This window comes from Candidatus Andeanibacterium sp. (assembly GCF_057143545.1).
Genome location: NZ_DBNHSF010000002.1, coordinates 1 through 25269, shown reverse-complemented (window position 1 = coordinate 25269; position 25269 = coordinate 1). Strand labels below are relative to the sequence as shown.

24 protein-coding genes are annotated in these 25269 nt (G+C 64.7%); 22 read left to right on the top strand and 2 right to left on the bottom strand.

The genetic code is table 11. The features are described from left to right. The first annotated feature begins 17 nt into the window (after positions 1–17). From AC16XC_RS00135 to AC16XC_RS00105, 7 genes are all read left to right on the top strand, one after another. On the top strand, positions 18–2477 hold the full coding sequence (locus AC16XC_RS00135; RefSeq protein ID WP_484032603.1) for a serine/threonine protein kinase: 2460 nt from the start codon (positions 18–20) through the stop codon (positions 2475–2477). A gap of 142 nt (positions 2478–2619) precedes the next feature. Further along, on the top strand, positions 2620–4044 hold the full coding sequence (locus AC16XC_RS00130) for an efflux transporter outer membrane subunit (RefSeq protein WP_484032602.1): 1425 nt from the start codon (positions 2620–2622) through the stop codon (positions 4042–4044). Beyond that, positions 4041–5345 (top strand): efflux RND transporter periplasmic adaptor subunit, encoded by a 1305-nt coding sequence (locus AC16XC_RS00125; RefSeq protein WP_484032601.1) that lies wholly within the window; start codon positions 4041–4043, stop codon positions 5343–5345. Before AC16XC_RS00130 ends, AC16XC_RS00125 begins: the two co-directional genes overlap by 4 nt. Then, complete coding sequence (locus AC16XC_RS00120; RefSeq protein ID WP_484032600.1) at positions 5346–6086, top strand: ABC transporter ATP-binding protein; 741 nt, start codon at positions 5346–5348, stop codon at positions 6084–6086. It abuts the gene before it with no gap. Then, complete coding sequence (locus AC16XC_RS00115) at positions 6086–7279, top strand: ABC transporter permease (RefSeq protein WP_484032599.1); 1194 nt, start codon at positions 6086–6088, stop codon at positions 7277–7279. Before AC16XC_RS00120 ends, AC16XC_RS00115 begins: the two co-directional genes overlap by 1 nt. A 108-nt stretch (positions 7280–7387) precedes the next feature. Continuing rightward, positions 7388–8578, top strand: a complete 1191-nt coding sequence (locus tag AC16XC_RS00110; RefSeq protein ID WP_484032598.1) for a Ppx/GppA phosphatase family protein — start codon at positions 7388–7390, stop codon at positions 8576–8578. Between the two features lie 4 nt (positions 8579–8582). Then, the gene (locus tag AC16XC_RS00105) at positions 8583–9248 is read left to right on the top strand and encodes an RlmE family RNA methyltransferase (protein ID WP_484032597.1); all 666 of its coding nucleotides are present in this window, start codon (positions 8583–8585) and stop codon (positions 9246–9248) included. Between the two features lie 5 nt (positions 9249–9253). Here the strand turns inward: AC16XC_RS00105 and AC16XC_RS00100 are convergent, their stop codons facing one another. Beyond that, positions 9254–9874, bottom strand: coding sequence for a c-type cytochrome (locus AC16XC_RS00100; RefSeq protein WP_484032596.1), 621 nt, complete (start codon positions 9872–9874; stop codon positions 9254–9256). A gap of 114 nt (positions 9875–9988) precedes the next feature. Between AC16XC_RS00100 and AC16XC_RS00095 the strand changes: the two genes are divergently transcribed. The 12 genes from AC16XC_RS00095 to AC16XC_RS00040 all read left to right on the top strand — a co-directional run bounded on the left by AC16XC_RS00095 (position 9989) and on the right by AC16XC_RS00040 (position 21083). Then, the gene (locus tag AC16XC_RS00095; RefSeq protein ID WP_484032595.1) at positions 9989–10882 is read left to right on the top strand and encodes a prephenate dehydratase; all 894 of its coding nucleotides are present in this window, start codon (positions 9989–9991) and stop codon (positions 10880–10882) included. 60 nt (positions 10883–10942) lie between these two features. Next, a complete protein-coding gene (locus AC16XC_RS00090) occupies positions 10943–11620 on the top strand; it encodes a hypothetical protein (RefSeq protein WP_484032594.1) in 678 nt (225 codons plus the stop codon). Next, positions 11617–12963, top strand: a complete 1347-nt coding sequence (locus AC16XC_RS00085; protein ID WP_484032593.1) for a DUF4350 domain-containing protein — start codon at positions 11617–11619, stop codon at positions 12961–12963. The genes AC16XC_RS00090 and AC16XC_RS00085 overlap by 4 nt, the downstream gene beginning before the upstream one ends. Positions 12964–12965: 2 nt before the next feature. Then, entirely contained in the window at positions 12966–13922 is a 957-nt protein-coding gene (locus tag AC16XC_RS00080; RefSeq protein WP_484032613.1) for an AAA family ATPase, read from the top strand. A gap of 10 nt (positions 13923–13932) precedes the next feature. Further along, positions 13933–15252 (top strand): DUF58 domain-containing protein, encoded by a 1320-nt coding sequence (locus tag AC16XC_RS00075; RefSeq protein ID WP_484032592.1) that lies wholly within the window; start codon positions 13933–13935, stop codon positions 15250–15252. Further along, a complete protein-coding gene (locus tag AC16XC_RS00070) occupies positions 15249–16307 on the top strand; it encodes a stage II sporulation protein M (RefSeq protein ID WP_484032591.1) in 1059 nt (352 codons plus the stop codon). Before AC16XC_RS00075 ends, AC16XC_RS00070 begins: the two co-directional genes overlap by 4 nt. Further along, positions 16304–17206, top strand: a complete 903-nt coding sequence (locus AC16XC_RS00065; RefSeq protein ID WP_484032590.1) for an RDD family protein — start codon at positions 16304–16306, stop codon at positions 17204–17206. Before AC16XC_RS00070 ends, AC16XC_RS00065 begins: the two co-directional genes overlap by 4 nt. After that, entirely contained in the window at positions 17203–17670 is a 468-nt protein-coding gene (locus tag AC16XC_RS00060) for a GNAT family N-acetyltransferase (protein WP_484032589.1), read from the top strand. Before AC16XC_RS00065 ends, AC16XC_RS00060 begins: the two co-directional genes overlap by 4 nt. 110 nt (positions 17671–17780) lie before the next feature. Next, positions 17781–18944 carry a mechanosensitive ion channel gene (locus tag AC16XC_RS00055; protein WP_484032588.1) on the top strand — a complete coding sequence of 388 codons (1164 nt, stop codon included), beginning with the start codon at positions 17781–17783 and terminating at the stop codon, positions 18942–18944. A gap of 104 nt (positions 18945–19048) precedes the next feature. Further along, positions 19049–19423 (top strand): DUF2946 family protein, encoded by a 375-nt coding sequence (locus tag AC16XC_RS00050; protein ID WP_484032587.1) that lies wholly within the window; start codon positions 19049–19051, stop codon positions 19421–19423. Positions 19424–19465: 42 nt separating this feature from the next. Continuing rightward, positions 19466–20533, top strand: a complete 1068-nt coding sequence (locus AC16XC_RS00045) for a transporter (RefSeq protein WP_484032586.1) — start codon at positions 19466–19468, stop codon at positions 20531–20533. A gap of 31 nt (positions 20534–20564) precedes the next feature. After that, positions 20565–21083 (top strand): N-acetyltransferase family protein, encoded by a 519-nt coding sequence (locus tag AC16XC_RS00040; protein WP_484032585.1) that lies wholly within the window; start codon positions 20565–20567, stop codon positions 21081–21083. A 6-nt stretch (positions 21084–21089) separates the two neighbouring features. On the opposite strand, the gene AC16XC_RS00035 is transcribed toward AC16XC_RS00040, so the two are convergent. Further along, a complete protein-coding gene (locus AC16XC_RS00035) occupies positions 21090–22097 on the bottom strand; it encodes a zinc transporter ZntB (RefSeq protein WP_484032584.1) in 1008 nt (335 codons plus the stop codon). Positions 22098–22180: 83 nt separating this feature from the next. On the opposite strand from AC16XC_RS00035, the gene AC16XC_RS00030 reads away from it, so the two are divergent. The 3 genes from AC16XC_RS00030 to AC16XC_RS00020 form a co-directional block, all read left to right on the top strand. Beyond that, complete coding sequence (locus tag AC16XC_RS00030; RefSeq protein WP_484032583.1) at positions 22181–23779, top strand: FAD-dependent monooxygenase; 1599 nt, start codon at positions 22181–22183, stop codon at positions 23777–23779. A gap of 47 nt (positions 23780–23826) precedes the next feature. Continuing rightward, positions 23827–24966 (top strand): flavodoxin-dependent (E)-4-hydroxy-3-methylbut-2-enyl-diphosphate synthase, encoded by a 1140-nt coding sequence (gene ispG / locus AC16XC_RS00025; protein ID WP_484032612.1) that lies wholly within the window; start codon positions 23827–23829, stop codon positions 24964–24966. Next, positions 24963–25269 (top strand): hypothetical protein (locus tag AC16XC_RS00020; RefSeq protein ID WP_484032582.1); only part of this gene is annotated, 307 nt, incomplete at its 3' end. The genes ispG and AC16XC_RS00020, both read left to right, overlap by 4 nt.

Below are 25269 nucleotides of genomic sequence, written 5' to 3'. Positions count from 1 at the left end.
GTCATGGGAAATCGGCAATGAGCAAGGCCTACAGCAACAAGGCGCTACCGCCCGGGACAGTTCTGCGCGAGTGGAGGCTCGAGCAGGTCCTTGGCGTAGGCGGCTTTGGCATCGTCTACAAGGGCCGCGGAATCTATTTCGACGAGCTGGTGGCGATCAAGGAATACTTCCCCAGTTCGATTTCCGAACGCGACGAGGATTCCACCGTTGTCCCGATCGATTCGGATGCCGAAGAGGTTCACGCCCTCGGATTGAAGAAGTTCGTCGAAGAGGCGAAGCTGCTCTGGAACCTCTCCACGCCGACCCGGCACCCGAACATCGTCAGCGTGCGGAGCCTGTTCGAGATTCATGGCACGGCCTACATGGTGATGGATTTCGAGGACGGCATGTCGCTCTCGAAGCTGCTCAAGGACGGCCATCGCTGGAACGAAGCCAGCCTGACCAAGATGTTCAAGCCGATCGCCGAAGGCCTCGACCGTGCGCATCGCGTCGGCGTGCTTCACCGCGACATCAAGCCGCCGAATATCCTGATCAATGACGACGGCCGCCCGGTCCTGATCGATTTCGGTTCCGCCCGCTTCGAATCCGGCGAAGCGACCAGCACCAGCGTCACTTTCCACACGCCACCCTATGCCGCGATCGAACAATATGTGCGGACCTATGACCAGGGTCCGTGGACCGACATCTATGCGCTGGGCGTCGTGCTCTATCAGTGCATTACCGGCGAAAAGCCGCCTGAAGTCCTCGAACGCATGCATGCCGGGCTCGGCAAGCCGCTGGCCCATGGCAACTGGCCGGGCTACAGCAGGAATTTCCTGGCCGCGGTAGACGCCGCGATGACGGTCAAGCCGACCGAGCGCCCGCAATCCATCCCTGCATGGCTGAAAATGTTCGAAGAAGGCGGAGCGCCGGTGATTGCCGCTCCGCCGGAGCCCGAAGCGCCGGAAATCGATGAGGATGCGACCCGCGTCGAAGCCTATCTGCCGGACAAGGCGGCCGCCGAAGAGGTTCCGTCCGACCAAATCGTGCCGGTCGCCCCGCCCGAACCCGGCTTCAGCGCGACGGACGATATCAAGACCGCCGTGCCGAGCGATCCCGACGAGGTCAGTTTCAAGCGTGCGGGAGAGGACACGCAGACCAAGAAAAAGGAAAAGCCGAAGGGCGCTGCCGAACAGGAAGAAAAAGTCGAAGCCAAGGCACCGCCACCTCGCAAAGAGGAACCCGCCGCGGGCGAGGACGAACCGGCGCAAGACGAGGTCGGAGACACTTCCGCCAAGCAACCGGCACAAGCAGATGAACCCGAAGAGGCCGGGGAAGCGCCTCCTCCGGCCAAGACGAAGCCGGCCAAAAAGCCAAAGGAGCCTCGCAAGCCCGACGACCAGGAAGCAGGCGACAAGAAGAAGCTCAACCCGTTGATGATCGGCGGCGCAGCAGCCGCGCTTGCCATTGCAGCAATCGGCGGTGTCGTCGTCATGGGCGGTGGCGACGATGAGGCGGCGATCGATGAAAGCCTGGTCGAAGGACAGGCGTTCGAGCCGATCGATATCGAGGCGGCGGGCGGCATTGCCCAGGCCTTGCAGGTTTTCATCGAGGAAGCGACCGAAGCGCGCGCGCCCGCCGGCGCATTGAAAATCCTCAACGATGCGGCCGAAGAACTGGCCGGGATGGAAACCCAGCTGTCGCAAATGGCCAATGATCCCGATCGCGCAGGCGAGGTTCCTGCCCAGCAGGAGCGCATGTCCGGGCTTGCACAAGTAGCCGCCGCCGATTTTGCCGCCGCAATTCTCGGCGAGGCGGATGCTACGGCACGCCGCTTTGCTGCCCAGGTTCCCTGGGCCGATCCCCGCAATGCCGGGGCGGCAGCCAGCCAGCCGGCGGACCGGCAGGCGCTCGCGCGCCAGGTCCGAACGGCCCTGTCCGGTATCCGGACCGCGGCCGCCGAGGCAAGAGAGGCCGAAGACCTGGCAACCGCCTTGACCGCGGCGCAAGCCACGCTGGCGCGGAACAATGCCTACAACACGGCGATGGCCCGCGCCCGCCGCGCCAATACCACCCAGGCCCAGGAAACGACCGCCAGCGAAACGCCAGTTGTGGAGGCCGCTCCAGCTATCTCCGACACGCCGGCTCCGGCCGCGAGCCCGGGTGTTTCGGGCCAGGCGAGCTCGCTGTGGCCGCAAAAAGCGCGCAATTTCGCCTCGATCGTGCGCGAAGCCAGAGGCGTTGCGGACGATGTCATTTCGCTTGGCCGAGGATCGGCACCCGACGACGATGCATCGCAGGACGTCAAGGATGGCTATCGCATTCGCCAGGCCAATGTGCAGACCGCACGGAACTATATCAGCTATCTCGATACGTTGACGAATTCGATGCGCGGCGACCGGACCGAAGCGGAAGTCGACGAGAATATTAGCAATGCGCAGGAGACCAGGCGCTACCTGCAGCAATTGCTGGCAAGCTCGCGGGCCGCTCAGCGATAGGGTTCGGAAATTGACTTTGTCCAGTCGTTGATCCGGCGGAGTCAGCCGTTTGCAGAAGCGCAACTTATAATTGAACGGTCGAATGCCCATTTCCGCCCTGAGGACAATGCGGCTAATGCGTTGCTCCTGAAGGGGAAACGGGATGTACAAGTGTCTTGGCAGGGGATCGGCTTGTGCTGCCATGCTGGCGATGGCCCTTGGCGGCTGCGCGCTTGGCCCCGCCCCCGGGAGCTATTCCGATCCGGAGATTGCCTTCCCCGAAGAGTGGAGCGAGCACGGCAGCGGAGATGCTTCCTATGAGCTCGCATCCTATTGGCAGGCGCTGGGCGACCCGGTCCTGACCGAATTGGTCGACCAGGCGATCGCCAACAACCTCGATATCGTCCAGGCAGGCACCCGGCTGGTCCAGGCGCGCGAAGGCCTGAGCCAGGCACGCGCGAGTTTGCTTCCTTCGCTCGCCGCCACTGGCGGAGCAAGCCGCGCAGTCGGCGACGGCGCGTCGAACGACATCACCTCCAACCTCGGTCTCAATGCCAATTGGGAGCTCGACCTGTTCGGGCGCATCGGATCCTCGGCGCAGGCCGCCAGGTTCGACTATGAATCAGCGGGCTACTCGCTGGCCGACCTGCAGCGGGTCATCGCCGGGCAAGTCGCCTTGCAGGTGATTTCGGCGCGCTCGACAATGCTCCAGCTCGAAATTGCGCGCAGTTCGCTGGCGATCCAGGAAGACAATCTGCAGATCGCCCAGTGGCGCAACCAGGCCGGCCTGGTCTCCAGCCTCGACGTCGAACAGGCGCGCAGCCAGCGGGCGCAAACGGCGGCCAGCATACCCCTGCTGGAAAGTAGCTATGCGGCGACCGCCAACGCCATCTCGACCCTGATCGGCGAACCGCCGGGCCGCGTCCGGGCGCTGCTGGCCGAATTCCAGCCGTTACCCGATCCGCCGCAACTCGGCGAGCTTGGCGCGCCGGTGGACCTGCTTCGCCGGCGTCCCGATATCCGGCAGTCGGAGGCTCGACTGTATTCCGACGCGGCGCGGATCGGCGTCGCCCGGGCCCAACTCTTTCCTCTGCTGACGCTGAGCGGAAATCTCGGGACGAACGATGCCGGACCGCTGAACCTGTTCGACCTCGTGACCGGCAGCATTGCCGCCAGCGTCAACCAGCTGCTGTTCGACGGCGGGCAGACCACCTCGCGCATCCGGTCCGCCGAGGCAGCGGCCGACGGTTCCTTCGCCGGCTGGCAAAGCACGATCCTTTCGGCCCTCGAAGAGGCGGAAAATGCCATCGCGTCTCGCCGGTCCGCCGAAGACCGGATCGGCGATATCGCCGAATCGCTCGACGCGGCAACCAATGCCGCCCTGATCGCCCGCAGCCAGTACCAGGCCGGGCTGACCGATTTCCAGACCCTGCTGACCACCGAAAGCCAACTGCTGACGGCTCGCAACTCGATGGTGTCGGCCCAGGCCGACCGCGCGTCGGCCTTCATCAGGCTGACCCAGGCTTTGGGCGGAGGCTGGGCGATCGCGGAATGGGAAGAAACCCTCGCTAACGGGAATACGCCATGAACACCAATACAGGCACCAACCAGAAGATCGACGAATTCCTGGGCGAGCCGGAGGCACCGCGCTGGCGGCGCACGGCCAAATACTGGATTCCGGCAGCGTTCCTGCTGCTGGTCGCGCTGGTCGTCTGGCGGGTATCGGGCGACGATGAAAATCCCGATTACCTGACCGAGGAAGTGACCCGCCAGTCGCTCGAGATCGATGTCACCGCGACCGGCAATTTGCGCCCGACCAACCAGGTCGAGATCGGCTCGGAAGTATCGGGCAAGATCGACGCAATCTTCGTCGACGTGAACGATCGGGTCGTGCGCGGACAGGTCCTTGCACGGATCAATACCGACGTGATCGAGAACGACATCACCCGGTCGCGCGCCAACCTCAATTCCGCGCTCGCCAATGTCGAACGGGCCCGCGCGACGCTGGAATACGACCAGGCCCAGCTCGACCGGCTGCGGCAGGTCTACGAATTGTCGGACGGAAAGGTTCCCTCGAAATCGGAACTCGAGGTTGCCGAGGCCAATGTCACTCGCGACAAGGCGGCGCTTGCAGCAGAGCAGGCCAATGTGGTCTCGGCTCGGGCCTCGCTGTCCTCGGCCGAGACCCAGCGCAGCCGGGCGATCATTCGCTCTCCGGTTGCCGGCGTCGTGCTGGCGCGGCAGGTCGAGCCGGGACAGACGGTGGCCGCCTCGTTCAACACGCCGACCCTGTTCGTGATTGCCGAAGACCTCTCGCAAATGCAGCTGCGCGTCTCGATCGACGAAGCCGATGTCGGCAATGTCCGGCAGGGCCAGGAAGCGAATTTCACGGTCGACGCATATCCGGGCCGCGAATTCCCCGCGGTGGTGGAACGGGTCGACCTCGCTTCGAACAACACCACGACGCAGGAACAGGCCGCCGCCAATGCAGTGGTGGTCTACGAAGCACGGCTGAGCGTTGCCAACAGCGACGGCCTGCTGCGCCCGGGCATGACCGCAACCGCGAATATCGCGACCGAAAGCACCGGCGAGCAAATGCTCGTGCCGAATGCCGCGCTCCGCTTCCGGCCTCCGATCGAGGACGACCGGGGCGGCGTGCAGCTCAATAACGGCAACGATTTCGGTCTCGAGCGGGAGGGACCGCAGGCAACCATCGGCGTGGGTAGCCGCCAGACCGTTTACGTACTGCAGGATGACGGGTCGATCGAGCCGGTCTCCGTGACCACCGGACGAAGCGACGGCCGGCTGACAGTCGTGCAATCGGGCGATCTCAAGGTGGGCATGAAGGTCGTCACCAGCATCAAGGCTCCCGGGGTCGAGGAAGACTAGGTGATCGGCGAACCGATCATCGAACTCGAAGGCATCACCAAGACCTTCGGCCAGGGCGAGGCGGCATTTCGCGCGCTGCGCGGCGTCGACCTGCAGATTCGGCGCGGCGACTTCGTGGCCGTGATGGGGCCTTCGGGTTCGGGCAAATCGACCTGCATGAATATTGTCGGCTGTCTCGATACGCCGAGCTCGGGCGTCTATCGCTTCCTTGGCCGCGAAGTGCAGAAACTCAACAAGGACCAGCGTTCGCTGCTGCGGCGCAAATATCTCGGCTTCGTGTTCCAGGGCTTCAACCTGCTGGCGCGGACATCGGCGCTCGAAAACGTCGAATTGCCGCTGGTCTATCACGGACTGGGCAAGGCCGAGCGGAGCGAACTGGCGACGAAGGCGCTCGACAAGGTCGGCCTGGTTCCCTGGGCGGACCATACCCCGGGAGAACTGTCCGGCGGACAGCAGCAGCGCGTTGCGATCGCCCGCGCGCTGGTCACCGAACCCGAAGTCCTGCTGGCCGACGAGCCGACCGGCAATCTCGACAGCGAACGCTCGATCGAGATCATGGAGCTGCTGGCCGATCTCAACCGGCAGGGCATTACCATCGTCATGGTGACCCATGAAGCCGACATGGCGGCCTATGCCAAAACCATCGTCCATTTCCGCGACGGGCTGGTCGAACGGATCGAGCGCGGCAGCAGGGCCGAACGGGCCGCCGAAACGGCCGCGGCGGAAGAAGGGATCGGCTGATGTTCGGCACCACCCTGATCCTCGCGCTCAAGGAAATCCGGCGGCATCTGATGCGCTCCTTCCTTACCACGCTGGGGATCATCATCGGCGTCGCGGCGGTCATAACCATGGTGACGCTGGGACGCGGCGCCACCGCCGACATCTCGGAGCAGATCAGTTCGCTCGGTTCGAATGTCCTGATCGTGTTCCCGATCCAGGACGAACAGGGCGTCTGGCGGCCGTTCGAGGACGAGGACATCGAGGCGATCCGGGAACAGATCGCGGGCGTCAAGGCGGTCGCGGGAAGCGTCACTCAAGACGTCACCGCGGTATATAACGGTCAGGACTGGGCCAGCCGGGTCGAAGGCGTCAGCAATGAATTCATGGTCGCCCGCTCGGTCAAGATTGCCGAAGGGCGCTCCTTCACGGACGCCGAAGAGCTAGCGGGCGATAATGTCTGTATTATCGGCCAGACCGTTCTGGAAGAACTTTTCTCGGCGGAATCGTCCCCGATCGGTGAGCAGATGCGCCTGGGAAGCGTTTCCTGCCGGATCATCGGGATCGCGGATTCGCGCGGCCTCGGCGGCGGCAACGATGAAGACAATTCGGTGCTGATGCCGATCAAGAACGTCCAGCGGCGCTTCATCGGCAACGACAACATCAACAATTTCGCGGTCGCCTACGATACCAATGTCGAAAGCCAGGCGGTGCAGGACGCACTGGTCGACCTGCTGCGCGAACGGCGGCTGCTTCTCGAAGGGCAGGACAGCAATTTCGACGTGGTCGATACGGCCGAGATCAACGAGACGGTCGCCGCTTCGGTCGGCGTCCTGACCGCCATCGTCAGCGCGATTGCCGGCATCAGCCTGGTCGTCGGCGGGGTCGGGATCATGAACATCATGCTTGTCTCGGTGACCGAGCGGACCCGCGAAATCGGCATCCGCATGGCGATCGGCGCGAGGGCGCGCGAAGTCGAGCGGCAATTCCTGACCGAGGCAGTGGTGCTGTGCTGTTTCGGCGGCATTGTCGGAATCCTGCTGGCTTTCGCGCTCTCCGCCGGGCTTTCGGCGGCATTCGGCCTGCCCTTCATCTTCGATCCGTTGATCAATTTGATCAGTTTCGGGATTTCCGGCCTGATCGGCGTGATTTTCGGCTATTTCCCGGCTCGCCGCGCCGCCTCGCTCGACCCGATCGAGGCGCTGCGCCACGAATAGCGCCGGCCGGTCCCGACTTGCCGGACCTTGCCCCTTGCCCCCGCAGCGTCTAGCTTTCCGTCCAGGTACCCGCTCGACGAGCGGGCATGAGAATTGGAAACTGCGATCATGGCGGACACCATCCCGCCGGACAGCCAGCGGGAAACCGCGCGACATCCGGAGCCCGCAGGGCGCCGGGACCGGCACAAGCGGGACGACCGGGGGACGGGCGGGGGGGCCCGCGCTTCCGGCAGGAGCAGGCAGACCCCGTCCGGTGCGATCCGGAGCGGCGACGAAAGTTCCCCGGCACGCCGTCCATCCTATGCCGCAATCGACCTTGGCACGAATAATTGCCGTCTGCTGATCGCGCGCCCGGCAGGCGACAGCTTCGTGGTGATCGACGCCTTCAGCCGGGTTGTCCGGCTGGGCGAGGGCCTGGCGCAAACGGGAAGGTTGTCGGACGAAGCGATGGACCGTGCCGTCGGCGCACTCAGGATCTGCGCCGACAAGCTCAGGCGGCGCCATGTCCACCTCGCACGTTCGGTCGCGACCGAAGCCTGCCGCCAGGCGCAAAACGGGGCCGAGTTCATCGAGCGGGTGCAACGCGAAACCGGGATCGTGCTCGACATCATCTCCGCCGAGGAAGAGGCGCGGTTGGCAGTGCTCGGCTGCCATATCCTGCTCGAGAATGGCAAGGGTCCGGCGGTGATCTTCGACATCGGCGGGGGATCGACCGAGCTGGTCCTGATCGACCAGGCTGGACAGGCCCCCGAAATCGTCGATTGGCTGAGCGTGCCCTGGGGCGTGGTATCGCTCACCGAGACCTGCGGCATGGATGAAAGTTCGCCCGAAGCCCGGATCGAACGCTATGCCAGGATGAAGCAACTGGTGTGCGACAGCGTCGAACCCTTTGCCCAACGGATCGGGGATTTTAGGGGTCCCGAACTGAGGCTGCTGGGCACCAGCGGCACGGTCACGACTCTTGCCAGCCTGCATCTCGAATTGCCGCAATACGATCGCAAGGCGGTTGACGGGCTGATCGTCCCCGCAGCCTCCATGCGCGACATCAGCACCCGCCTGTCGGCAATGGCACCGGAGGAGCGCCGGCAGCTGCCCTGCATCGGCAATGAGCGGGCGGACCTGGTCGTCGCCGGTTGTGCGATCCTCGAGGCAATCCTCGACATTTGGCCGGCGGACCGGCTGGGCGTTGCCGATCGCGGAATCCGGGAGGGCATTTTGCGCAGCCTGATCCGCACCGACAGCGCAGGCGACAAGGCGAGGGCCGGGATCCGGCGCAAACGGCGCGACGGCGGGCATTGAGACGATGAGCCGCGCAGGCCGCGATCCCGAGAAGCGCGTCCGTACCGCGAAGAAGCGCAAGGATTCATCGATCCGCTGGCTCGCCCGGCAGTTGAACGATCCCTATGTCAAACAGGCCAAGGCTGAGGGATACCGCAGCCGCGCGGCCTACAAGCTGATCGAGCTCGACGAACGGTTCGGCTTGCTCAGGGGCGCGACGCGCGTCGTCGACCTGGGAATTGCGCCGGGCGGCTGGAGCCAGGTCGTGCGCGCCAAGGCCCCCAGGGCAGCGATCGTCGGAATCGACCTCTTGCCCGTCGAGCCGATCGACGGAGTCACGATCCTGCAGCTGGACTTCATGGATGAGAGCGCACCGGCAGCGCTGGAGCGCGCGCTCGATGGCCCGCCAGACCTGGTGCTGTCCGACATGGCGGCCAACACGGTCGGCCACCGGCAGACCGATCATCTCCGCACGATGGCGCTGGTCGAGACCGCGGCCGATTTCGCGATCGCAACACTGGCGAAAGGCGGCAGCTTCGTCGCCAAGGTACTGGCGGGCGGCACCGACACGCAATTGCTCGCCCTGCTCAAGCGGCATTTCCGCAGCGTGAAGCACGCCAAGCCGCCGGCGAGCCGCAAGGGCTCGTCCGAATGGTATGTGATAGCCCAGGAATTCAAGGGGCGCGACTGACGCGCTTACTCGGCAGCGGCTTCCTCGGCCGGCGCCTCTTCAACCGCAGCCGCTTCGCCCTCGATCGCCGCTTCCTCTTCCGCCGGCGCTTCCTCGACCACTTCGGGCAGCGGCAGGTTCGAACCCATGCTGTTGAGATAGGCCACCAGGTTTGCGCGATCCTCGACCTTGGGCAGGCCGGCAAAGCTCATGCTGGTGCCGTCGGCAAACCCGCGCGGATTGGTCAGCCATTGATCGAGATTCTCGAAACTCCAGCTGCCGCCATGCCCCGACAGCGCCGCGGTATAGGCAAATCCCGGTGCATGCGCGCCGATGGCTGTTCCTACCACGCCGAACAGATTCGGCCCGATCCCGTTCGCGCCGCCCTGCGCGATCGTGTGGCAGGCCTGGCACTTGGCGAACACGCGCTCACCCGCGGCGGGATCGGCCGTCGCCAGCAGCGCCATGAAGGACGGGCCTGCGGCTCCGGGGCCTTCGGCCGCGACTTCGACCGGCATATAGGCCATTTCTTCCGGACGATGGACCTTGTCGGCGCTGAAATAGCGCGTGCTTACGCTCGACAGGCCAAGGGCAACGATGCCTGCGAAAAGCAGCCATCCGGCAAAGGTATTGAAACGGTCGCTCATCCGTAATCTGTCCGGGCTGTGGTGGTTTCGGCGCCGCTCTAGTGGCGCAGGGCGCTCTTCGCAAGTCCGATAGTGACTTGTCCGCATGGCTCCCGCCGGTTAGGCGCGTCGGCGATGCATTCCTATCCCGCCCCGGCACTCGAACTGGTCGAACAGATGGCATCCGCGGCCGCGGAGGATCCCGCGCGCGCGATCGCCTTCCAGGGTGCCCCGGGGGCGAATTCGCACCGCGCGGCGCTGGCATACCGGCCCGACTGCCTGCCACTTCCCTGTTTCAGCTTCGAAGACGCGCTCGACGCCGTCAAACAGGGCAAGGCGGGGGCCGCGATCATCCCGATCGAGAATTCGCAACATGGCCGCGTAGCGGATATCCACTTCCTGCTACCGGAAAGCGGGCTGTCGATCGTCGACGAATTCTTCCTGCCGATCCACCATGCTCTGATGGGCCTGGGCAGGGGTCCATTCGAGGCGGCCTACAGCCATCCCCAAGCGCTGGGCCAGTCGCGCCGTTACCTGCACGAGCGCGGGATCGTGCCGATGAGCCACGCCGATACCGCGGGTGCCGCCGCCTATGTCAAGGAGCGGGGCGATCCCACCATCGCGGCGATTGCGCCGGCGCTCGCGGCCGAACTCTACGGACTGGAAATCGTCGACGACCGGGTCGAGGACGCGCATGACAACACCACCCGTTTCGTGATCCTGGCAAAGGAAGCGCTCGATCCGGCGACGCTGGGAGACGATCCCGCGATCACGACCTTCATCTTTGAAGTGAAGAATGTCCCGGCCGCGCTCTACAAGGCGATGGGCGGGTTCGCCACCAACGGGGTCAACATGACCAAGCTCGAAAGCTACCAGAAGGGCGCAAGTTTTGCGGCGACCATGTTCTATGCCGACATTATCGGCCGCCCGGGCGAGCCTCATGTCGATCGCGCGCTCGAAGAACTGGCGTTTCATTGCAAAGAATTGCGCCTGCTCGGCAGCTATCGCCAGGCGCGAATTCGCGGGTAATTCTTCGCCTGTTCGGCAAGCCGCTTGCACCCACTGATCGGCCATGCCACCAATCGGTCCGTGACGACGGGATCGGGGGAAATTAGCACATCAGTATTTGCGCCGGAAGCCGGTGCAGATTGGGAGAAGGTGCGCGCCGATCCGGATATCCAGTTCGCCGCGCTGGACTATCCCCCGGAAGAGCCTCGCGAAACCCCGCAATGGCTGATCGAACTCGGCGAATTCCTCTATCGCATCTTTGCCGGACTCGCGGACCTGCTCGGCATATCCTGGCCGGTCTTCAAATGGATCCTGATCGGGGCCGGCATCGTCCTGCTGCTCGTTCTCCTGTGGCGAATGATCGAGCCGCTGCTGGGCATCCGCAGGCGCCCGCCCGTCGAAGAGGAAAGCCACGAACAATGGGCGCCCGACCGCGCCGATGCACTGTCCTTGCTTGAAAAGGCCGACCGGCTTGCAAGCGAGGGTAAGTTCGCGGAAGCGACCCACCTCCTGCTTCAAGGAAGCGTCGAACAGATCTCCTCCGCAAGGCCGGGCTGGCTGGCACCTTCCGTGACCGCCCGCGAAATCGCCGGGCACGGCTCGCTTCCGGACAGGGCGCGCGTGGCGTTCGAGACGATTGCCGAACGGGTCGAGCGCAGCCTGTTCGCCTTGCGCGGCCTCGATGCGGGCGACTGGCGAGCGGCGCGCGATGCCTATAGCGATTTCGCCCTGGCCGATCTCGGGGCTGCGAGCCATTGAGCGGCTCTGCTTCGCCTTTCGATCCAAGGGTCGTGCTCGGCATGCTGGTGTTCGGAGCGCTGGCTTTCGTCGCGACGCTGTATTTCATCGGCGCGGGCTTCACCGGCGACCAGTCCGCCAATGGCGATGCCCATGCAAGGGGCAAGGGCCTCAACGGTTATGCCGCGCTGTTCGAGCTACTCGATGCCCAGGGCTACGATGTCCAATTGTCGCGCGACACCGGCAGGCTCGACGATGAATCGCTGCTTGTGATTTCGCCCCCCTTCTGGACCGAGGCCGAAGAGATCAACAACATCCTGGAGCGCAGGCGCCATCTCGGGCCGACCATGGTCATCCTTCCGAAATGGCTCGTCCGGCGCGCGCGCGACACGGAAGAGGTCGATGCCCGCCCCGGCTGGGTCGACCTTGTCTTCGCGGGCACCCCAGAATGGGCGCAGGACCTTGGCGGCAATGACGCGATCGCCTTTCTCGAAGATCGCGGAGAACTGGCGTTTGTCGGGGAAGAAAGCGCGGTCGCGCCACCAGGCGACAGCAACGCGCGCTGGGCCGGCCTGGGGATCGAGGGGCGGTTCCCCCGGCCCGACGCGATCCAGCCGATATCTGCGGCCAGTCTTGTTCCGCTGGTGACGGACGACCAGGGGCGGATGCTGGCCGGCTTCGAGGACGATGGCGGCTATTATCCCGTGCTTTCACAAGCCGCGGGGATCGAGCCCTATGACGAAGAAGACGCCACCGATTACGATGCCTGGCCGGTCGTGATCGTCGCCGAACCGGATCTGGTGAACAATTTCGGACTGGCCGACCGCGACCGGGCGATGCTGGCGCTCGGCCTGGTAGCTGCGACTCTCGAAGACTATGACATGCCGATCGTCTTCGATGTGACGCTCAACGGCCTTGGTCAATCCGAGAACCTGCTGACCCTCGCTTTCACGCCGCCCTTCCTGGCCGCGACCTTGTGCCTGCTGATCGCGGCGCTGGTGATCGGCTGGCGCGGCTATCGCCGGTTCGGCCCGCCAGTGGCCGAGGAAGCGGCGCAATCGTTCGGCAAGCGCCAGCTGGCGACGAACGGCGCGGCGCTCATCCAGCGTTCGAAGCGCTTGCACCTGCTCGGCAAGCCCTATGCAACCATGATGCGAAACCGCATCGGCAGGCAGCTTGGCCTGCGCCAGCATGGCAATGCCGGCCGTGTCGAAGCCGATATCGACCGCCTGCTGGCGGCGCGGGGCCTCGGCAGCGCCGCCTTTTCCGGCCATGCCGAATCGCTCCGCAATGCCAGGACAAGGGGAGAGTTGCTCGCCCCTGCCCACGCACTCAAACAGATCGAAAGGGAGCTATCCTCATGAGCATGTCGCTCGACGAGGTCCGCACAATCGCGGACTCTATCCGGGCCGAAATGGCCAAGGCGGTGGTCGGCCAGCAAGAGGTGATCGATCATCTCCTGATTGCCCTCGCCAGCCAGGGCCATGTGCTGCTCGAAGGGCCGCCGGGTACCGCCAAGACTTTCCTCGCCCAATGTTTCGCGGCGACGCTCGGACTCGAATTCGGGAGGATCCAGTTCACTCCCGATCTGCTGCCGGGCGATATCCTCGGCTCCAACCTGTTCAATTTCCAGACCAGCCAGTTCACGCTCACGCGCGGTCCGATCTTCTGCGACCTGCTGCTGGCGGACGAGATCAACCGCACTCCGCCCAAGACCCAGGCAGCGCTGCTCGAAGCGATGCAGGAACGCAAGGTCACGCTCGATGGCGAAACCCACGGACTGCCCGACAGTTTCATGGTCGTCGCGACCCAGAACCCGATCGAGAACCAGGGAGTCTATCCGCTGCCCGAAGCGCAGCTCGACCGGTTCCTGTTCAAACTCCTGGTCGATTATCCCAGCCTCGAGGAAGAGACGTCGATCGTCATCCGTTTCGGAGACCGCAGCGGACCGCAGAAACCGGCGGATTTCGGGATCGCGCAGGTCGCGGACCGCAGCCGGCTCGCGGACGCTTCGAGGGCCGTAAGGAGCGTGACCGTGGCCGATGAAGTCACCGACTACATCGTCAGACTGGTACGGGCGACCCGCGACAACGCCGACCTTGCAAGCGGTGCCTCGCCGAGGGCCGCAGTCCTGCTGGCGAACGCTTCGCGCGCACGCGCCGCCCTTGCCGGCCGCGATTATGTCATCCCCGACGACGTCAAGGCGCTCGCCACCGCCGTGCTGCGCCATCGCCTGCTGCTGTCGCCCGCCGCCGAAATCGAAGGGCGCGAGATCGAGGCGCTGGTCGGCGAGCTGGTCGAACAGACCGAGGCGCCCCGCTGAGCGGCTGGCCATGATCGTCCCGACCGCCCGCACCCTGCTGCTCGCCGTGCTGGCCGCGCCGATTGCGCTGCTGGTCGCGGCGAGCGCTCCGGGAGCCTGGGTCGTGGCCCCGGCGACCGTGGCCATGTTGCTCGTACTGGTCCTGCTCGACGGCCTGTTCGCCGGTGTACTCGGAGAAGCGAGAGTAGACTTTCCACCCGATGCCGAAGTCGGCGAAGCGGTGAAACTTACCGTGCTGGCCGAAATCAGGGCACGGGCGATGAGCGGCAAGCCCAGCGCGGCGATAGCGTTCGACCCCCGGCTGGGCCCGGAGGGGCGGGTTTCGGGTGACCTCGAACCCGATCCGGCAGAGGGCATCTACACCACGACGTTCCTGCTGACTCCGTCACGGCGCGGCACTGGCAAGGTCGATCGATTGTGGCTGCAATGGCCCGGGCCGCTGGGCCTCGCGTCACGCCAGGCCCGGTTCGAGCTCGATTCCGAAATGCGCGTCTGGCCCAATCTTGCCCCGGTCCGCTCGCCGAGCCTGCAGCTGTTCTTCCGCGACGCGCAGTTCGGCGTGATCGCCCGGCGAATTCGCGGCGAAGGAACGCAATTCGAGTCGCTGAGCGAATACGAGCCAGGGATGGACCGGCGCCGGATCGACTGGAAGAGTTCGGCCCGCCAGACCCGCCTGTTCGCGCGCGAGAACGAGAGCGAGCGCAACAACCAGATCGTTTTCGCGTTCGATTGCGGACAGGCGATGTGCGAACCGCTCGCCGGACTGCCGCGGATCGACCGGGCGGTGACCGCCGCCCTCACTTCGGCCTATGTCGCGCTCAAGAGCGGCGACAAGGTCTCGCTGTTCGGATTTGCCCGGCGACCGGTGCTCAGCACGCCGTTCATAACGGCCTCGCGCCAGTTCCACCGCCTGCAATCCGCGGCGGCGGCGCTCGATTATCATGCCGCCGAACCCAATTTTACGCTGGCGCTGGCGACTCTCGCTGCACGGCTCAAGCGGCGTTCGATGATCGTGCTGTTTTCGGATTTCACCGACCCGACCAGTGCCGAGCTGATGATCGAAAGCGTCTCGCGGCTGGTCCAGCGCCATCTCGTCCTGTTCGTGACCATGACCGATACCGAGCTCGACGAGCTGATTTCCGCCGAGCCGGAAGACATCGGCGCCATCGCGACCGCCGTCACCGCCGATACGCTTGCCCGGCAGCGCGCGCTCGTGTTGCAGCGCCTGCGGCATCTGGGGGTCGACGTCATCGAAGCGCCATGGGACGCGATCACCTACGGGCTGATCGATCGCTATTACGCCGCCAAGCGGTCGGGAGCGATCGGATGAAGCCGATCACGCAGTTGTTCCGCTCCAGGAAGGCTGAAGCACCGCCCGATATCGAGCAGGCGGCGCTGCGATCGGACCGCTTCCGCCTCGAGCGCGAGGCAGACTGGAGACGGCTAGAGAATATCGTGGTCCGTATGGAAAAGGGCAGGCTGCGCGGGATCAGCGATACCGACCTCCTGGAATTGCCGGCTTTGTACCGGACTGCCGCTTCGAGCCTGGCGGTCGCGCGCGAGACCTCGCTCGATGCGGCAACGCTTGGCTATCTCGAATCGCTCGTCCAGCGTGCATGGTTCCAGGTCTATGGCCCTCGCAGTTCGCTGTTTGCCTGGGCACGCCGGTTCCTTGGCGGCGGGTGGAGCGCATCGGTGCGCGAAATCTGGCTTGAGATCTGCATCGCGCTGGCGGTGATGGGGGCCGGCACGGTGGTTGGCTGGCTGCTCGTCGAACGCGACAACGAGTGGTATTTCAGGCTGGTGCCGGGCGGCTTCCTCGATGAGCGAGTGCCCGGCGCATCGCGCGAAACCCTGCTTGAAAGCCTGGGCGGGACCGAGGAAGGGTCCGGCCTCGGCTTTTTCGCGTCCTTCCTGTTCAACAACAATGCCCGCGTCGCGATCCTGTGCTTCGCGCTCGGCTTTGCCTTCGGCGTGCCGTCGCTGCTGCTGCTGGTTTATAACCTCACCCTGCTCGGGGCGATGCTGTGGCTGTTCGCCGATGCCGGCCTGACGGTCGAATTCCTTGCCTGGCTTTCGGTCCACGGCACCACCGAATTGTTCGCGATCCTGCTGGCAGGGGCCGCCGGCCTGCATGTCGGGCGATCGATGGCCTTCCCGGGCAAGCGCTCGGTGCTGGCGGCTACGGCAGAAAGCGGGCGCCGTGCCGCCCAGGTCATGGCCGGGGTCGTGATCATGTTGCTCGCCGCCGCGCTGCTTGAGGGATTCGCCCGCCAACTGGTGGAAGACACCGGCAGCCGCTTTGTGATTGGCGGGTTCATGCTGATTTTCTGGATCAGCTATTTCGTGGTTCTCAAGCGCAGAACCGAAAGCGGCGTCTCGTGACCGCGGTCGCGCTCAGGCGAAGGGATGCCAACCGGATACGGTCGCTCGTAACGCCGGAGGGGCTCTCCCTCCCGGTCACCGTCGCCAGCAAGGGCGCGCGGGCCGGGGCGTTGGTGCTCGACCTGATCATCATGCTCGTCGCCTTCGTCGTCGTGAGCATCGCCGCTGCGTCCGTCGCCACGCAGATCTACGATTTCGACCAGGTCGAAGGTCCTGAACCGGTGCTCGAACTCGTCATGGTGCTGTGGATCATCGCGATCTTCGTCTTTCGCTATGGCTATTTCCTGTTCTTCGAGTTGGGACCGCGCGGAGCAACCCCCGGCAAGCGGATGGTCGGCATCAGGATCGCGGCGCGCGATGGCGGGCGGCTGAAGGTCGAAGCGGTCATCGCCCGCAACCTGCTGCGCGATATCGAGATATTCCTGCCGATCGAATTCATGCTGCGGGCGGGTTTCGAGGGGGGGCTTGCCGATTGGGCCGCCCTCGCCTGGCTGCTGCTGTTCCTGTTCTTCCCGTTCTTCAACAAGGATCGCCTGCGCGCGGGCGACCTGATCGCGGGGACCTGGGTGCTCGAAGCGCCGCGGCGCAAGCTCGAACAGGCGATGTCGGTGGGGGAAGCGGCAAGGGGCGTCTCCGCCACGACCGGCGCACAATACCAGTTCGGCGACGAGGAACTCTCGGTCTATGGGGAATATGAATTGCAGGCACTCGAACAGGTCCTGCGCCAGAACAATCCGAAGGCGCTGAAATCGGTCGCCGATACGATCTGCGGCAAGATCGGGTGGCATGCCGGATCGGGCGACGAGCGCGCCTTCCTCGAGGCTTTCTATGCCCAGCTGCGCGCCAGGCTCGAAGGCGACATGCGCTTCGGCAAACGCAAAGCGGACAAGTACTCGTGAACCCGCAATACGCCATCCGTGAAGACGACCTGTCCGGACCGGAGATCGCCGAGCTGCTGCGTTTCCACCTTGCCGAAATGCATCTCTGGTCACCCGCCTGCAAGGTCCACGCAATGCCGATCGAACGGCTGCGAGAGCCCGACGTGACCTTTTTCTCCGCCTGGGATGGCGAGCGGTTGGCCGCCTGCGGAGCGATCAAGCAGCTCGACAATGCACGTGGCGAGCTGAAATCGATGCGCGCCGCCCCCGGCTATCGCGGCAAAGGCGCGGGCAAGGCGATTTTCGATCGTCTGGTCGCGGAAGCAAGCAATCGCGGCTATCGCTGGCTCGGCCTCGAAACCGGCAGGACGGAACCGTTCGAACCCGCGCGCAGGCTTTACGAACGCAACGGATTTACGGAATGCCCCGCCTTCGGTGACTACGTGGCAGACGAATTCTCGATCTGCATGAGCCGCGAACTCTGACTGGCAACGGCAAGTTATCCACCGGGCGATTTCCCGATTTTTCGGGCCGATGGTAATTACCCCGCCAACTCAGGGCGAAGACCCTGGGAACTAGGAGGAGGGGCTTGCTCATGCGTATCGGAAACTATGCGTTCGATCAGCAGTTGGCGATGGAGATCGGCCAACAGGTTCTATTTGCCTTGTTGATATTGGCGGCGACCTGGGCCCTGGCCTGGGCCGCCAGATGGGCCTTCGAAAAGATGGTCGAGAAGGTCGAAGTCCTCAAGCGCGACACCGGCGGCGGCCGAAGTATCGGCCATTCGCTCGGCATGATCCTGTCACTGGTGATCTGGCTGGCCGGCCTCCTCGCGATTCTGCGGGTACTCGAACTGGGCGACGCCACCGCGCCGCTGCAAACCATGCTCGACGATTTCATCGCCTTTGTGCCAAACCTTGTCTTCGCAGTGCTGATCTTCTTCATCGGCCTGATGGTTGCGCGGGTGCTGCGCGACCTGGTGGTCACCGCGCTGCAGACGGTCAACTTCGACAAATGGATCAACAAGGGCGGTGTGGATTCGGTCACCGGCAATTCGGCGTTGAGCAAGACAATCGGTGCCATCGCCTATGTCGCCACCATCATCCCGGTGGCGATCTTCGCGATCGACCGGCTGCAGCTCGAAGGCGTCTCGGCACCGGTCGGAGCGATCCTGGTGCAGATCCAGACCGCGTTCTGGATGTTCGTGTTCGCCGCTGTGCTGCTTGCGATGGGCTTCTTCATCGCCCGCTTCGTGGCGCAGATGCTCGAGGAGATCCTCCCCGGGCTCGGTGTCGATCGGGCGATCGCATCGACCCAATTGCTGCCCGAAGGAGCGCGGGCGTCGAAGGGGATCGCCACGATCGCCCAAATCGCAATCGTGCTTTCGGTCGCGATCGTCGCGACACGGCTGCTGGGCATTCCGGAGATTTCCGCGATGCTCGACCAGATACTCGATCTCGGCGGGCGGATCATCTTCGGCGCGGTGGTGATCCTGGCCGGCTTCCTTATCGCCAATTTGCTGGCCAAGCTGATCGCGGGCAGCGGGGCAACCTCGCTGGCGGCGACGGTGGTCCGCTGGACCGCGATCCTCCTGTCCACCTTCATGGGCCTGCAATTCATGGGGGTGGGCGAGGAAATCGTCGAGATGGCGTTTGGAGCACTTGCGGTCGGCGGGGCGCTGGCTGCCGCGCTGGCCTTCGGCCTGGGCGGCCGCGAGACTGCCGGCAAGATGCTCGAAGACTGGCGCAACAGGCATTGATGCAGCGCTAGACTGCAACGGGAGGGCGCGGGTTCGGAGGGATTCGCGCCCTTTCTGTTTGCCGCTTTACGCCCCCGGCCGCCTCGCCTAGAGGCGCGCCCAGCATGACCTTGCGCCGCCGCCCGATCCTGTGGTTCGTCCTCCTCGCCCTGCTGGCGACTAGGGCCGTGGTGCCGAGCGGCTGGATGCCGGTTGCGGGCTCCGACGGGGTCAAGATCACCCTGTGCACCGGCCAGGGGCTGGTGGTCGCAACGCTCGATGCCCAAGGCAATGTCCACCCGGGAGAGCCGGCCCATGAAGGACCGCGCGAAACCTGTCCTTATGGTACGCTTGCCCATGCGGCGGGTTTGCCCGTCCTGCCCGCACTCGCCGCGCCGATCTTGCACATCGTCCCGCCAAGCCAGTCGGCCACAGTACAACTCGTCGCCACGCTCCATGCCCCTCGCCCGCCGACACGGGGACCGCCTGCCCTCGTCTGATCGCAAATAACCAATCCAACACGATCAAGCGAGTATTCAAACATGACCAGGACAATTCTTGGCGGCGCTCCGGCGCTGCTGCTTATGGCAATCGCCACCCCGGCGCTGGCCGAAGACACTGAAAACGACGACCTCATAACCGCCATGGGCTATCGCCCCGATGCGCATGGCCCGTCCGGCGTGATGGGCGACCACGTCCATGAATCCGGGGAGATAATGATCGGGTTCGAATGGATGCACATGCGCCATTCGGACATGCCGCAAAGCGGCACAGACCCGATCGCCGATGCCGACATCCTGGCGGCGGGCTATGCCGTCCGCACCCAGTCCATGACCATGGACATGGCGATGCTCCACATCATGTATGCGCCCAACGATACGCTGACCTTCATGCTCATGCCGACCTGGAACCGGATGGAAATGACCATGGTCGGGATCGATCCGATGGCCGGCATGGATATGGACATGGACGGACATCACTCGCTCATGCTCGGCGAAACCATGACCCATTCGGTCAGCGGCTTCGGCGACACCAGGCTGGGAGCCTTGGTGAGCCTGTCACGCGATCGCGGCCTCGCGGCGCATGCCGGGCTCAGCCTCTCGATCCCGACCGGCAGCACTTCAAGGAAGAATGCGGACGGGACCTTCGTCCATTACGGGATGCAGCCGGGATCGGGTACTTGGGATATCGAGCCCAGCCTCACCCTGCGCGGGATCGAGGGCGGCTTCGGCTGGGGCGCGCAGGTCAAGCACCTCATCCGGCTCGAGGACGCGAACGAGAGCGGCTTCGCCTTTGGCGACAGGTTCTCCGCCAATGCCTGGCTTTCGAAGCCACTCGGGAGCCATGTGTCGCTGTCGCTTCGGGTCGGCTTCACCAGCGAAGGTGCGGTCGAGGGCCATTACAACGGGCCGCACAAGCATGCTTCCCCGCCCGACCGGCAGGATAATTATGGCGGGGATGTGCTCGATGCGGGAGCGGGGGTGAATTTCGTGATCGGCGAGGCCCTGCGGCTTGGAGCGGAGGTGAACCTGCCGCTTTACGAAGACCTCAACGGCATCCAGCTGCCGCGCGACTTTGGCCTCAACGTTTCGCTCAGCAAGATGTTCTGATCCTGCAATTTTCGTGTAGGGGCGTGGGACCATGATCCTGCGCCCCGCCACTCCCGACGACCTGCCCGCGCTCGCCCGGCTCGGGCGCGAGGCCTTCGTCGCCAAGTTCGGCCATCTCTACAGCGAGAAGGACCTCGCAGCGTTCCTGGACGAATACCGCACCGAGGCAGCCTATCGCAACGCGATGGCCGATCCGGGCACCCGCATCCAGCTTGCGGAAGCGGACGGCAGACTGCTCGGCTATTGCCTGCTCGTGCTTGGCAAGGGTTTCGACGAGCGGCCCCGGCCCTGGCCCACGCGGCCGGCCACGCTCAGCCAGCTCTATTGCGCGCCCGAAGCGCTGGGGCGCGGCACCGGTTCGGCATTGATGGAATGGGTGCTGGCCGAATGCCGCAATTGGGGCGCGGACGCGATCCAGCTGTCGGTCTATGCGCAAAACCATGGGGCGCAGCGGTTCTATGAACGCTACGGCTTCTCCAGGATCGCCGACATTTCCTTCTGGGTCGGCAACCACCGCGACGACGAATTCCTGTTCGAATTGAGACTCTGATCCACGCTAGAGCCACTTCCACTTGCGGAACAACACCAGCTGCACCGCAAAGATCGCCGCGCACAATCCGATCACGATCCAGAAGGCGAGTTCGTGATTGCTGCCCGGAATCCCGCCGACATTGATACCGAGCAGGCCGGTGACGAAGGTCAATGGCAGGAAGATCGCGGCGACGATGGTGAGCATGTAGCTGGTCTGTTCGGAGCGGGCGAGCGTACGGCCGCGGATTTCGTCCATCAGGACCACCGCACTTTCCTTGCTGATATCGATGTCGTCGAGATAGCGGCGCAAGCGATCGATCGTTTCGGCGATCTCGCGCCGGTCATGCTCCTCGAACCATCGCGGCGCGTCGCGCGCGATCCATTCGAGGGCCTCGTGCTGGGGCGACATGTGCCGCTTGAGCGAGAGGCAATTGCGGCGGATATCGGTGATCTGTGACAGGATCTCCTCGGCATCCTCCTCGTTGTCGAGCAATTCGAGCTGGTCGATCTGATCGTTCATCTCGACGATCGAGCGGCTCATGCGCGTGGTCATGACTTTGACCAGTTCGGTAATCAGCTTGCCGGCATCGACCGGTCCCGTCCCGCTGTCGATGTCCCGCAGGACATGGCTCGGGGTCTGCAGCGGTACGCTGCGCACGGTTACCACCCGCTCGCCATCGGACCACATGCGCAGCGAAACCATGTCCTCGGGCTCGGCGCCGGGATTGAGGTTGATGCCCCTGAGCGTCGCGACCAGAGCCTCGCCTTCGCGGAAGGAGCGCGGCCTAGTATCGTCCGAAGTTAGCAAATCCGCGGTCGGCCCCGACATGCCGAGGTGTTCCTGCAGCCAGTCCCTCAGTCCCAGGGCGGAGCTTTGCAGGTGCAGCCACAGCACTTCGCGGGGCGCGCCCGGTCGCCAGCGGCCGGCCTCGTCCCACTTGATCTCCTGACCACCGCCCTGGCCGTCGAGCACGCGACCGAACAAGAGCGGCGTGTCGCCCTCGAATGTGTCGAATGTGGTAATCTCTTCCATCGCCGCGCATCATGCGCAGCTTGCGGCGGCGATTCAATCTCCTAAGCTGCACCGGCTCTGAAATTGGACGATAAAGACGAGCGATGCAGGAAATCCTCGAACAGTCGGTAGCGGCCGGGCACCCCGTGGAATGCGACGTGCTGGTGGTCGGTGGAAGCCTGGTGGGCCTGTCCGCCGCGGCGTTCCTCGGCCACCACGGAGTCAACGCACTGGTGGTCGAAAAGCATGCCGGCACCTCGATCCATCCGCGCGCGGGCTATTTCCACCTCGGCACGATGGAGTGCTATCGCCGGATCGGGCTGGAGCACGCGATCCTCGCCGCCTCGCGCGAACAGTTCGGTCCGGATGGCGGGATCAACGCGGTCGAATCGCTCGCCGGACGCGAACTCGCCAAACATATCCCCGACATCAATCTGGGGGTCGAACCCTACAGCGCGTGCCGCCGCTTCTTCATGACCCAGCAGAGCCTCGAGCCGCTGCTGCACACACGCGCCGCCGAATTGGGTGCGCGGCTCTCCTACCGCACCGAGCTGGTCACCTTCGAACAGCGTCCCGATCACGTGCTGGCGACCGTGCGCGACTGCGACTCGGGACAGGAAGCCCAAATCCGCGCACGCTGGATGATCGCCGCCGACGGCAACCGCAGCCCGGTGCGCGAACGGCTCGGAATCGCCATGGAGGGTCCGGGCCTGCTCTCGGACAGCATCACGATCTATTTCACGGCCGATTGCCGGCCATGGCTGGAAGGGCGCCAGCTCGGCGTGATCTACGTGATCAACCGCGACCAGCGCGGCTTCTTCCGCTTCGAGGCGGGCGGGACCCGCGGGTTCCTGGCAGTCAACACGCTCGGCGACCTGGGCTTGCCCGGCGCCAAGGACATTGCTCGCGATACCAGCCATGATCGTTGCATGGAATTGGTCCGTTCGGCGGTGGGCGTGCCCGATCTCGCGGTCGAAATCGAGGATGTCGCGACCTGGAAGGCCACCGCCGAATGCGCCACGCACTTTGGCAATGGCCGCGTCTTCCTGGCCGGCGATGCCGCGCATGTCGTTCCGCCGACCGGTGGTTTTGGAGGCAATACGGGGGTTCAGGATGCCGCCAATCTTTGCTGGAAGCTGGCGCTGGTCATAAAGGGCGAGGCAGGCGAAGCCCTGCTCGAGAGCTACGAGGCCGAAAGGCTCCCGGTGGGGCAGCTCACTGTCGAGCAGGCCTATGCCCGCTACATCCGCCGGGTGGTGCCCGAGGAGATTGCGCCGGACACGCCTGAAGTGCGCGACGAGCTGACCATGGAGATAGGCCAGTTCTACCGCTCGAACGCAGTGGTCGAAGGACGCAGCGAGGACGAGCCTGCCTGCCTCCACCCGGACCTGACGCGTGGCCGCCCCGGCAGCCGGGTGCCGCATGCCTGGCTCGCAGATGGCCGCTCGACCCTCGATTGCACCGGAACCGGGCTTGCCTTGTTGCACGGGTCTCGGGGGAAAGCATGGAAAGACCTGGCCGATTCGCTGTCGATCCCGGCAACCTGCCTGCCTTGCGATGCTGCGGGGAAATGCGGGATCGGCGAAGACGGCGCACTCCTGCTGCGCCCGGACGGCTTTGTCGCCTGGCGGGCAACTGACTCTGCCCGTTCCCGACCGGAAGAATTGCGGATGGCACTGCGGAGCATTCTCGCAAAATCGTGAGGTCCGAAGTCATTGTCCGGCAACCGCTTGCAGCCTATATGCCGCGCATGTCAGACCACAACCCCGGCCTGCGCCCCTGGCGCGACATCACCCGCCGCAAGAGCCGCCAGATCATGGTCGGCAATGTCCCGGTCGGTGGCGATGCCCCGATCACGGTCCAGACCATGACCAACACCCCGACCGAAGATGCGGCGGCGACGATCGACCAGATCCGCCGCTGCGAAGATGCCGGGGCCGACATCATCCGCGTCTCCTGCCCCGACGAGGACAGCACCGCCGCGCTCGGCGCGATCGTCAAGGCGGCGCGCATCCCGATCGTGGCCGACATCCATTTCCACTACCGGCGCGCGCTCGAAGCGGCCGACGCCGGCGCCGCGTGCCTGAGGATCAATCCGGGCAATATCGGTAGCAGCGAACGGGTTGCCGAAGTGGTCCGCGCGGCCAAGGCCAATGGCTGCGCGATCCGCATCGGGGTGAATGCCGGGAGCCTCGAAAAGGACCTTCTTGAGAAATACGGCGAGCCTTGCCCCGAGGCGCTGGTCGAAAGCGCGCTCGACCATATCAAGCTCCTCGAAGACCACGATTTCCACGAATTCAAGGTCGCGGTGAAGGCGTCCGACGTGTTCCTCGCGGTTGCCGCCTACATGCAGCTCGCGGATGCTGTCGATTGCCCGCTGCACCTTGGCATTACCGAGGCCGGCGGGCTGATCGGCGGCACGGTCAAGAGCTCGATCGGCATGGGCAATCTGCTGTGGGCCGGGATCGGCGACACGATCCGGGTCTCGCTCTCGGCCGAGCCCGAAGAGGAGGTCCGCGTCGGATTCGAAATCCTCAAATCGCTGGGGCTCAGGACCCGTGGCGTCCGGGTGGTCTCCTGCCCCAGCTGCGCCAGGCAGGGGTTCGACGTGATCCGCACCGTCCAGGCGCTCGAGGAACGGCTCCAGCATATCAAGACCCCGCTCTCGCTTTCGGTGCTGGGCTGCGTGGTCAATGGCCCGGGCGAGGCGCGCGAAACCGATATCGGCATCACCGGCGGCGGCGCGGGCAAGCACATGGTCTATCTCTCGGGCGTGACCGACCACCATGTGCAGAATGCCGACATGCTCGACCACATTGTCGAGCTGGTCGAGGCCAGGGCCGCCGAGATCGAAGCGGCGAACGAAGCCATCGTCGAGGCTGCGGAGTGAGAGCCTTTTTCGCTCTTACCGCCGTCGCATTGTTGGCAGTCCCGCCTGGATCGGCCGCAGAAGAGAGAAATCAGTCAACTTCGGCTTCTCAGCCCGAAGTGGAGAGCGAATTGGTCGCGCTGATTGTCGAGCTGTCCGTATCCGGGAATATGAAGGTCGTGCTTTACGCGGAGCAAGGCGACAAGATCCAGGGATTGACAGTGGTCGCCAAGCCGCATGGCACGTCCCAAAGATTCAGATACGGGGGCGAAAAGACAAAGGCGATGTTTGACGCCTTCACCGAGGAAGCGAAGGCGCCCGGGC

Excerpts from the sequence above, each read along its gene's own strand:
- AC16XC_RS00130 (WP_484032602.1), top strand. The coding sequence starts at position 2,620 with ATGTACAAGTGTCTTGGCAGGGGATCGGCTTGTGCTGCCATGCTGGCG.
- AC16XC_RS00040 (WP_484032585.1), top strand. The coding sequence starts at position 20,565 with ATGATCCTGCGCCCCGCCACTCCCGACGACCTGCCCGCGCTCGCCCGG.
- AC16XC_RS00050 (WP_484032587.1), top strand. The coding sequence starts at position 19,049 with ATGACCTTGCGCCGCCGCCCGATCCTGTGGTTCGTCCTCCTCGCCCTG.
- AC16XC_RS00070 (WP_484032591.1), top strand. The coding sequence starts at position 15,249 with ATGAAGCCGATCACGCAGTTGTTCCGCTCCAGGAAGGCTGAAGCACCG.
- AC16XC_RS00030 (WP_484032583.1), top strand. The coding sequence starts at position 22,181 with ATGCAGGAAATCCTCGAACAGTCGGTAGCGGCCGGGCACCCCGTGGAA.
- AC16XC_RS00135 (WP_484032603.1), top strand. The coding sequence starts at position 18 with ATGAGCAAGGCCTACAGCAACAAGGCGCTACCGCCCGGGACAGTTCTG.
- AC16XC_RS00115 (WP_484032599.1), top strand. The coding sequence starts at position 6,086 with ATGTTCGGCACCACCCTGATCCTCGCGCTCAAGGAAATCCGGCGGCAT.
- AC16XC_RS00100 (WP_484032596.1), bottom strand. The coding sequence starts at position 9,874 with ATGAGCGACCGTTTCAATACCTTTGCCGGATGGCTGCTTTTCGCAGGC.
- AC16XC_RS00055 (WP_484032588.1), top strand. The coding sequence starts at position 17,781 with ATGCGTATCGGAAACTATGCGTTCGATCAGCAGTTGGCGATGGAGATC.
- AC16XC_RS00075 (WP_484032592.1), top strand. The coding sequence starts at position 13,933 with ATGATCGTCCCGACCGCCCGCACCCTGCTGCTCGCCGTGCTGGCCGCG.
- AC16XC_RS00105 (WP_484032597.1), top strand. The coding sequence starts at position 8,583 with ATGAGCCGCGCAGGCCGCGATCCCGAGAAGCGCGTCCGTACCGCGAAG.
- AC16XC_RS00045 (WP_484032586.1), top strand. The coding sequence starts at position 19,466 with ATGACCAGGACAATTCTTGGCGGCGCTCCGGCGCTGCTGCTTATGGCA.
- AC16XC_RS00125 (WP_484032601.1), top strand. The coding sequence starts at position 4,041 with ATGAACACCAATACAGGCACCAACCAGAAGATCGACGAATTCCTGGGC.
- ispG (WP_484032612.1), top strand. The coding sequence starts at position 23,827 with ATGTCAGACCACAACCCCGGCCTGCGCCCCTGGCGCGACATCACCCGC.
- AC16XC_RS00110 (WP_484032598.1), top strand. The coding sequence starts at position 7,388 with ATGGCGGACACCATCCCGCCGGACAGCCAGCGGGAAACCGCGCGACAT.
- AC16XC_RS00035 (WP_484032584.1), bottom strand. The coding sequence starts at position 22,097 with ATGGAAGAGATTACCACATTCGACACATTCGAGGGCGACACGCCGCTC.
- AC16XC_RS00080 (WP_484032613.1), top strand. The coding sequence starts at position 12,966 with ATGTCGCTCGACGAGGTCCGCACAATCGCGGACTCTATCCGGGCCGAA.
- AC16XC_RS00095 (WP_484032595.1), top strand. The coding sequence starts at position 9,989 with ATGCATTCCTATCCCGCCCCGGCACTCGAACTGGTCGAACAGATGGCA.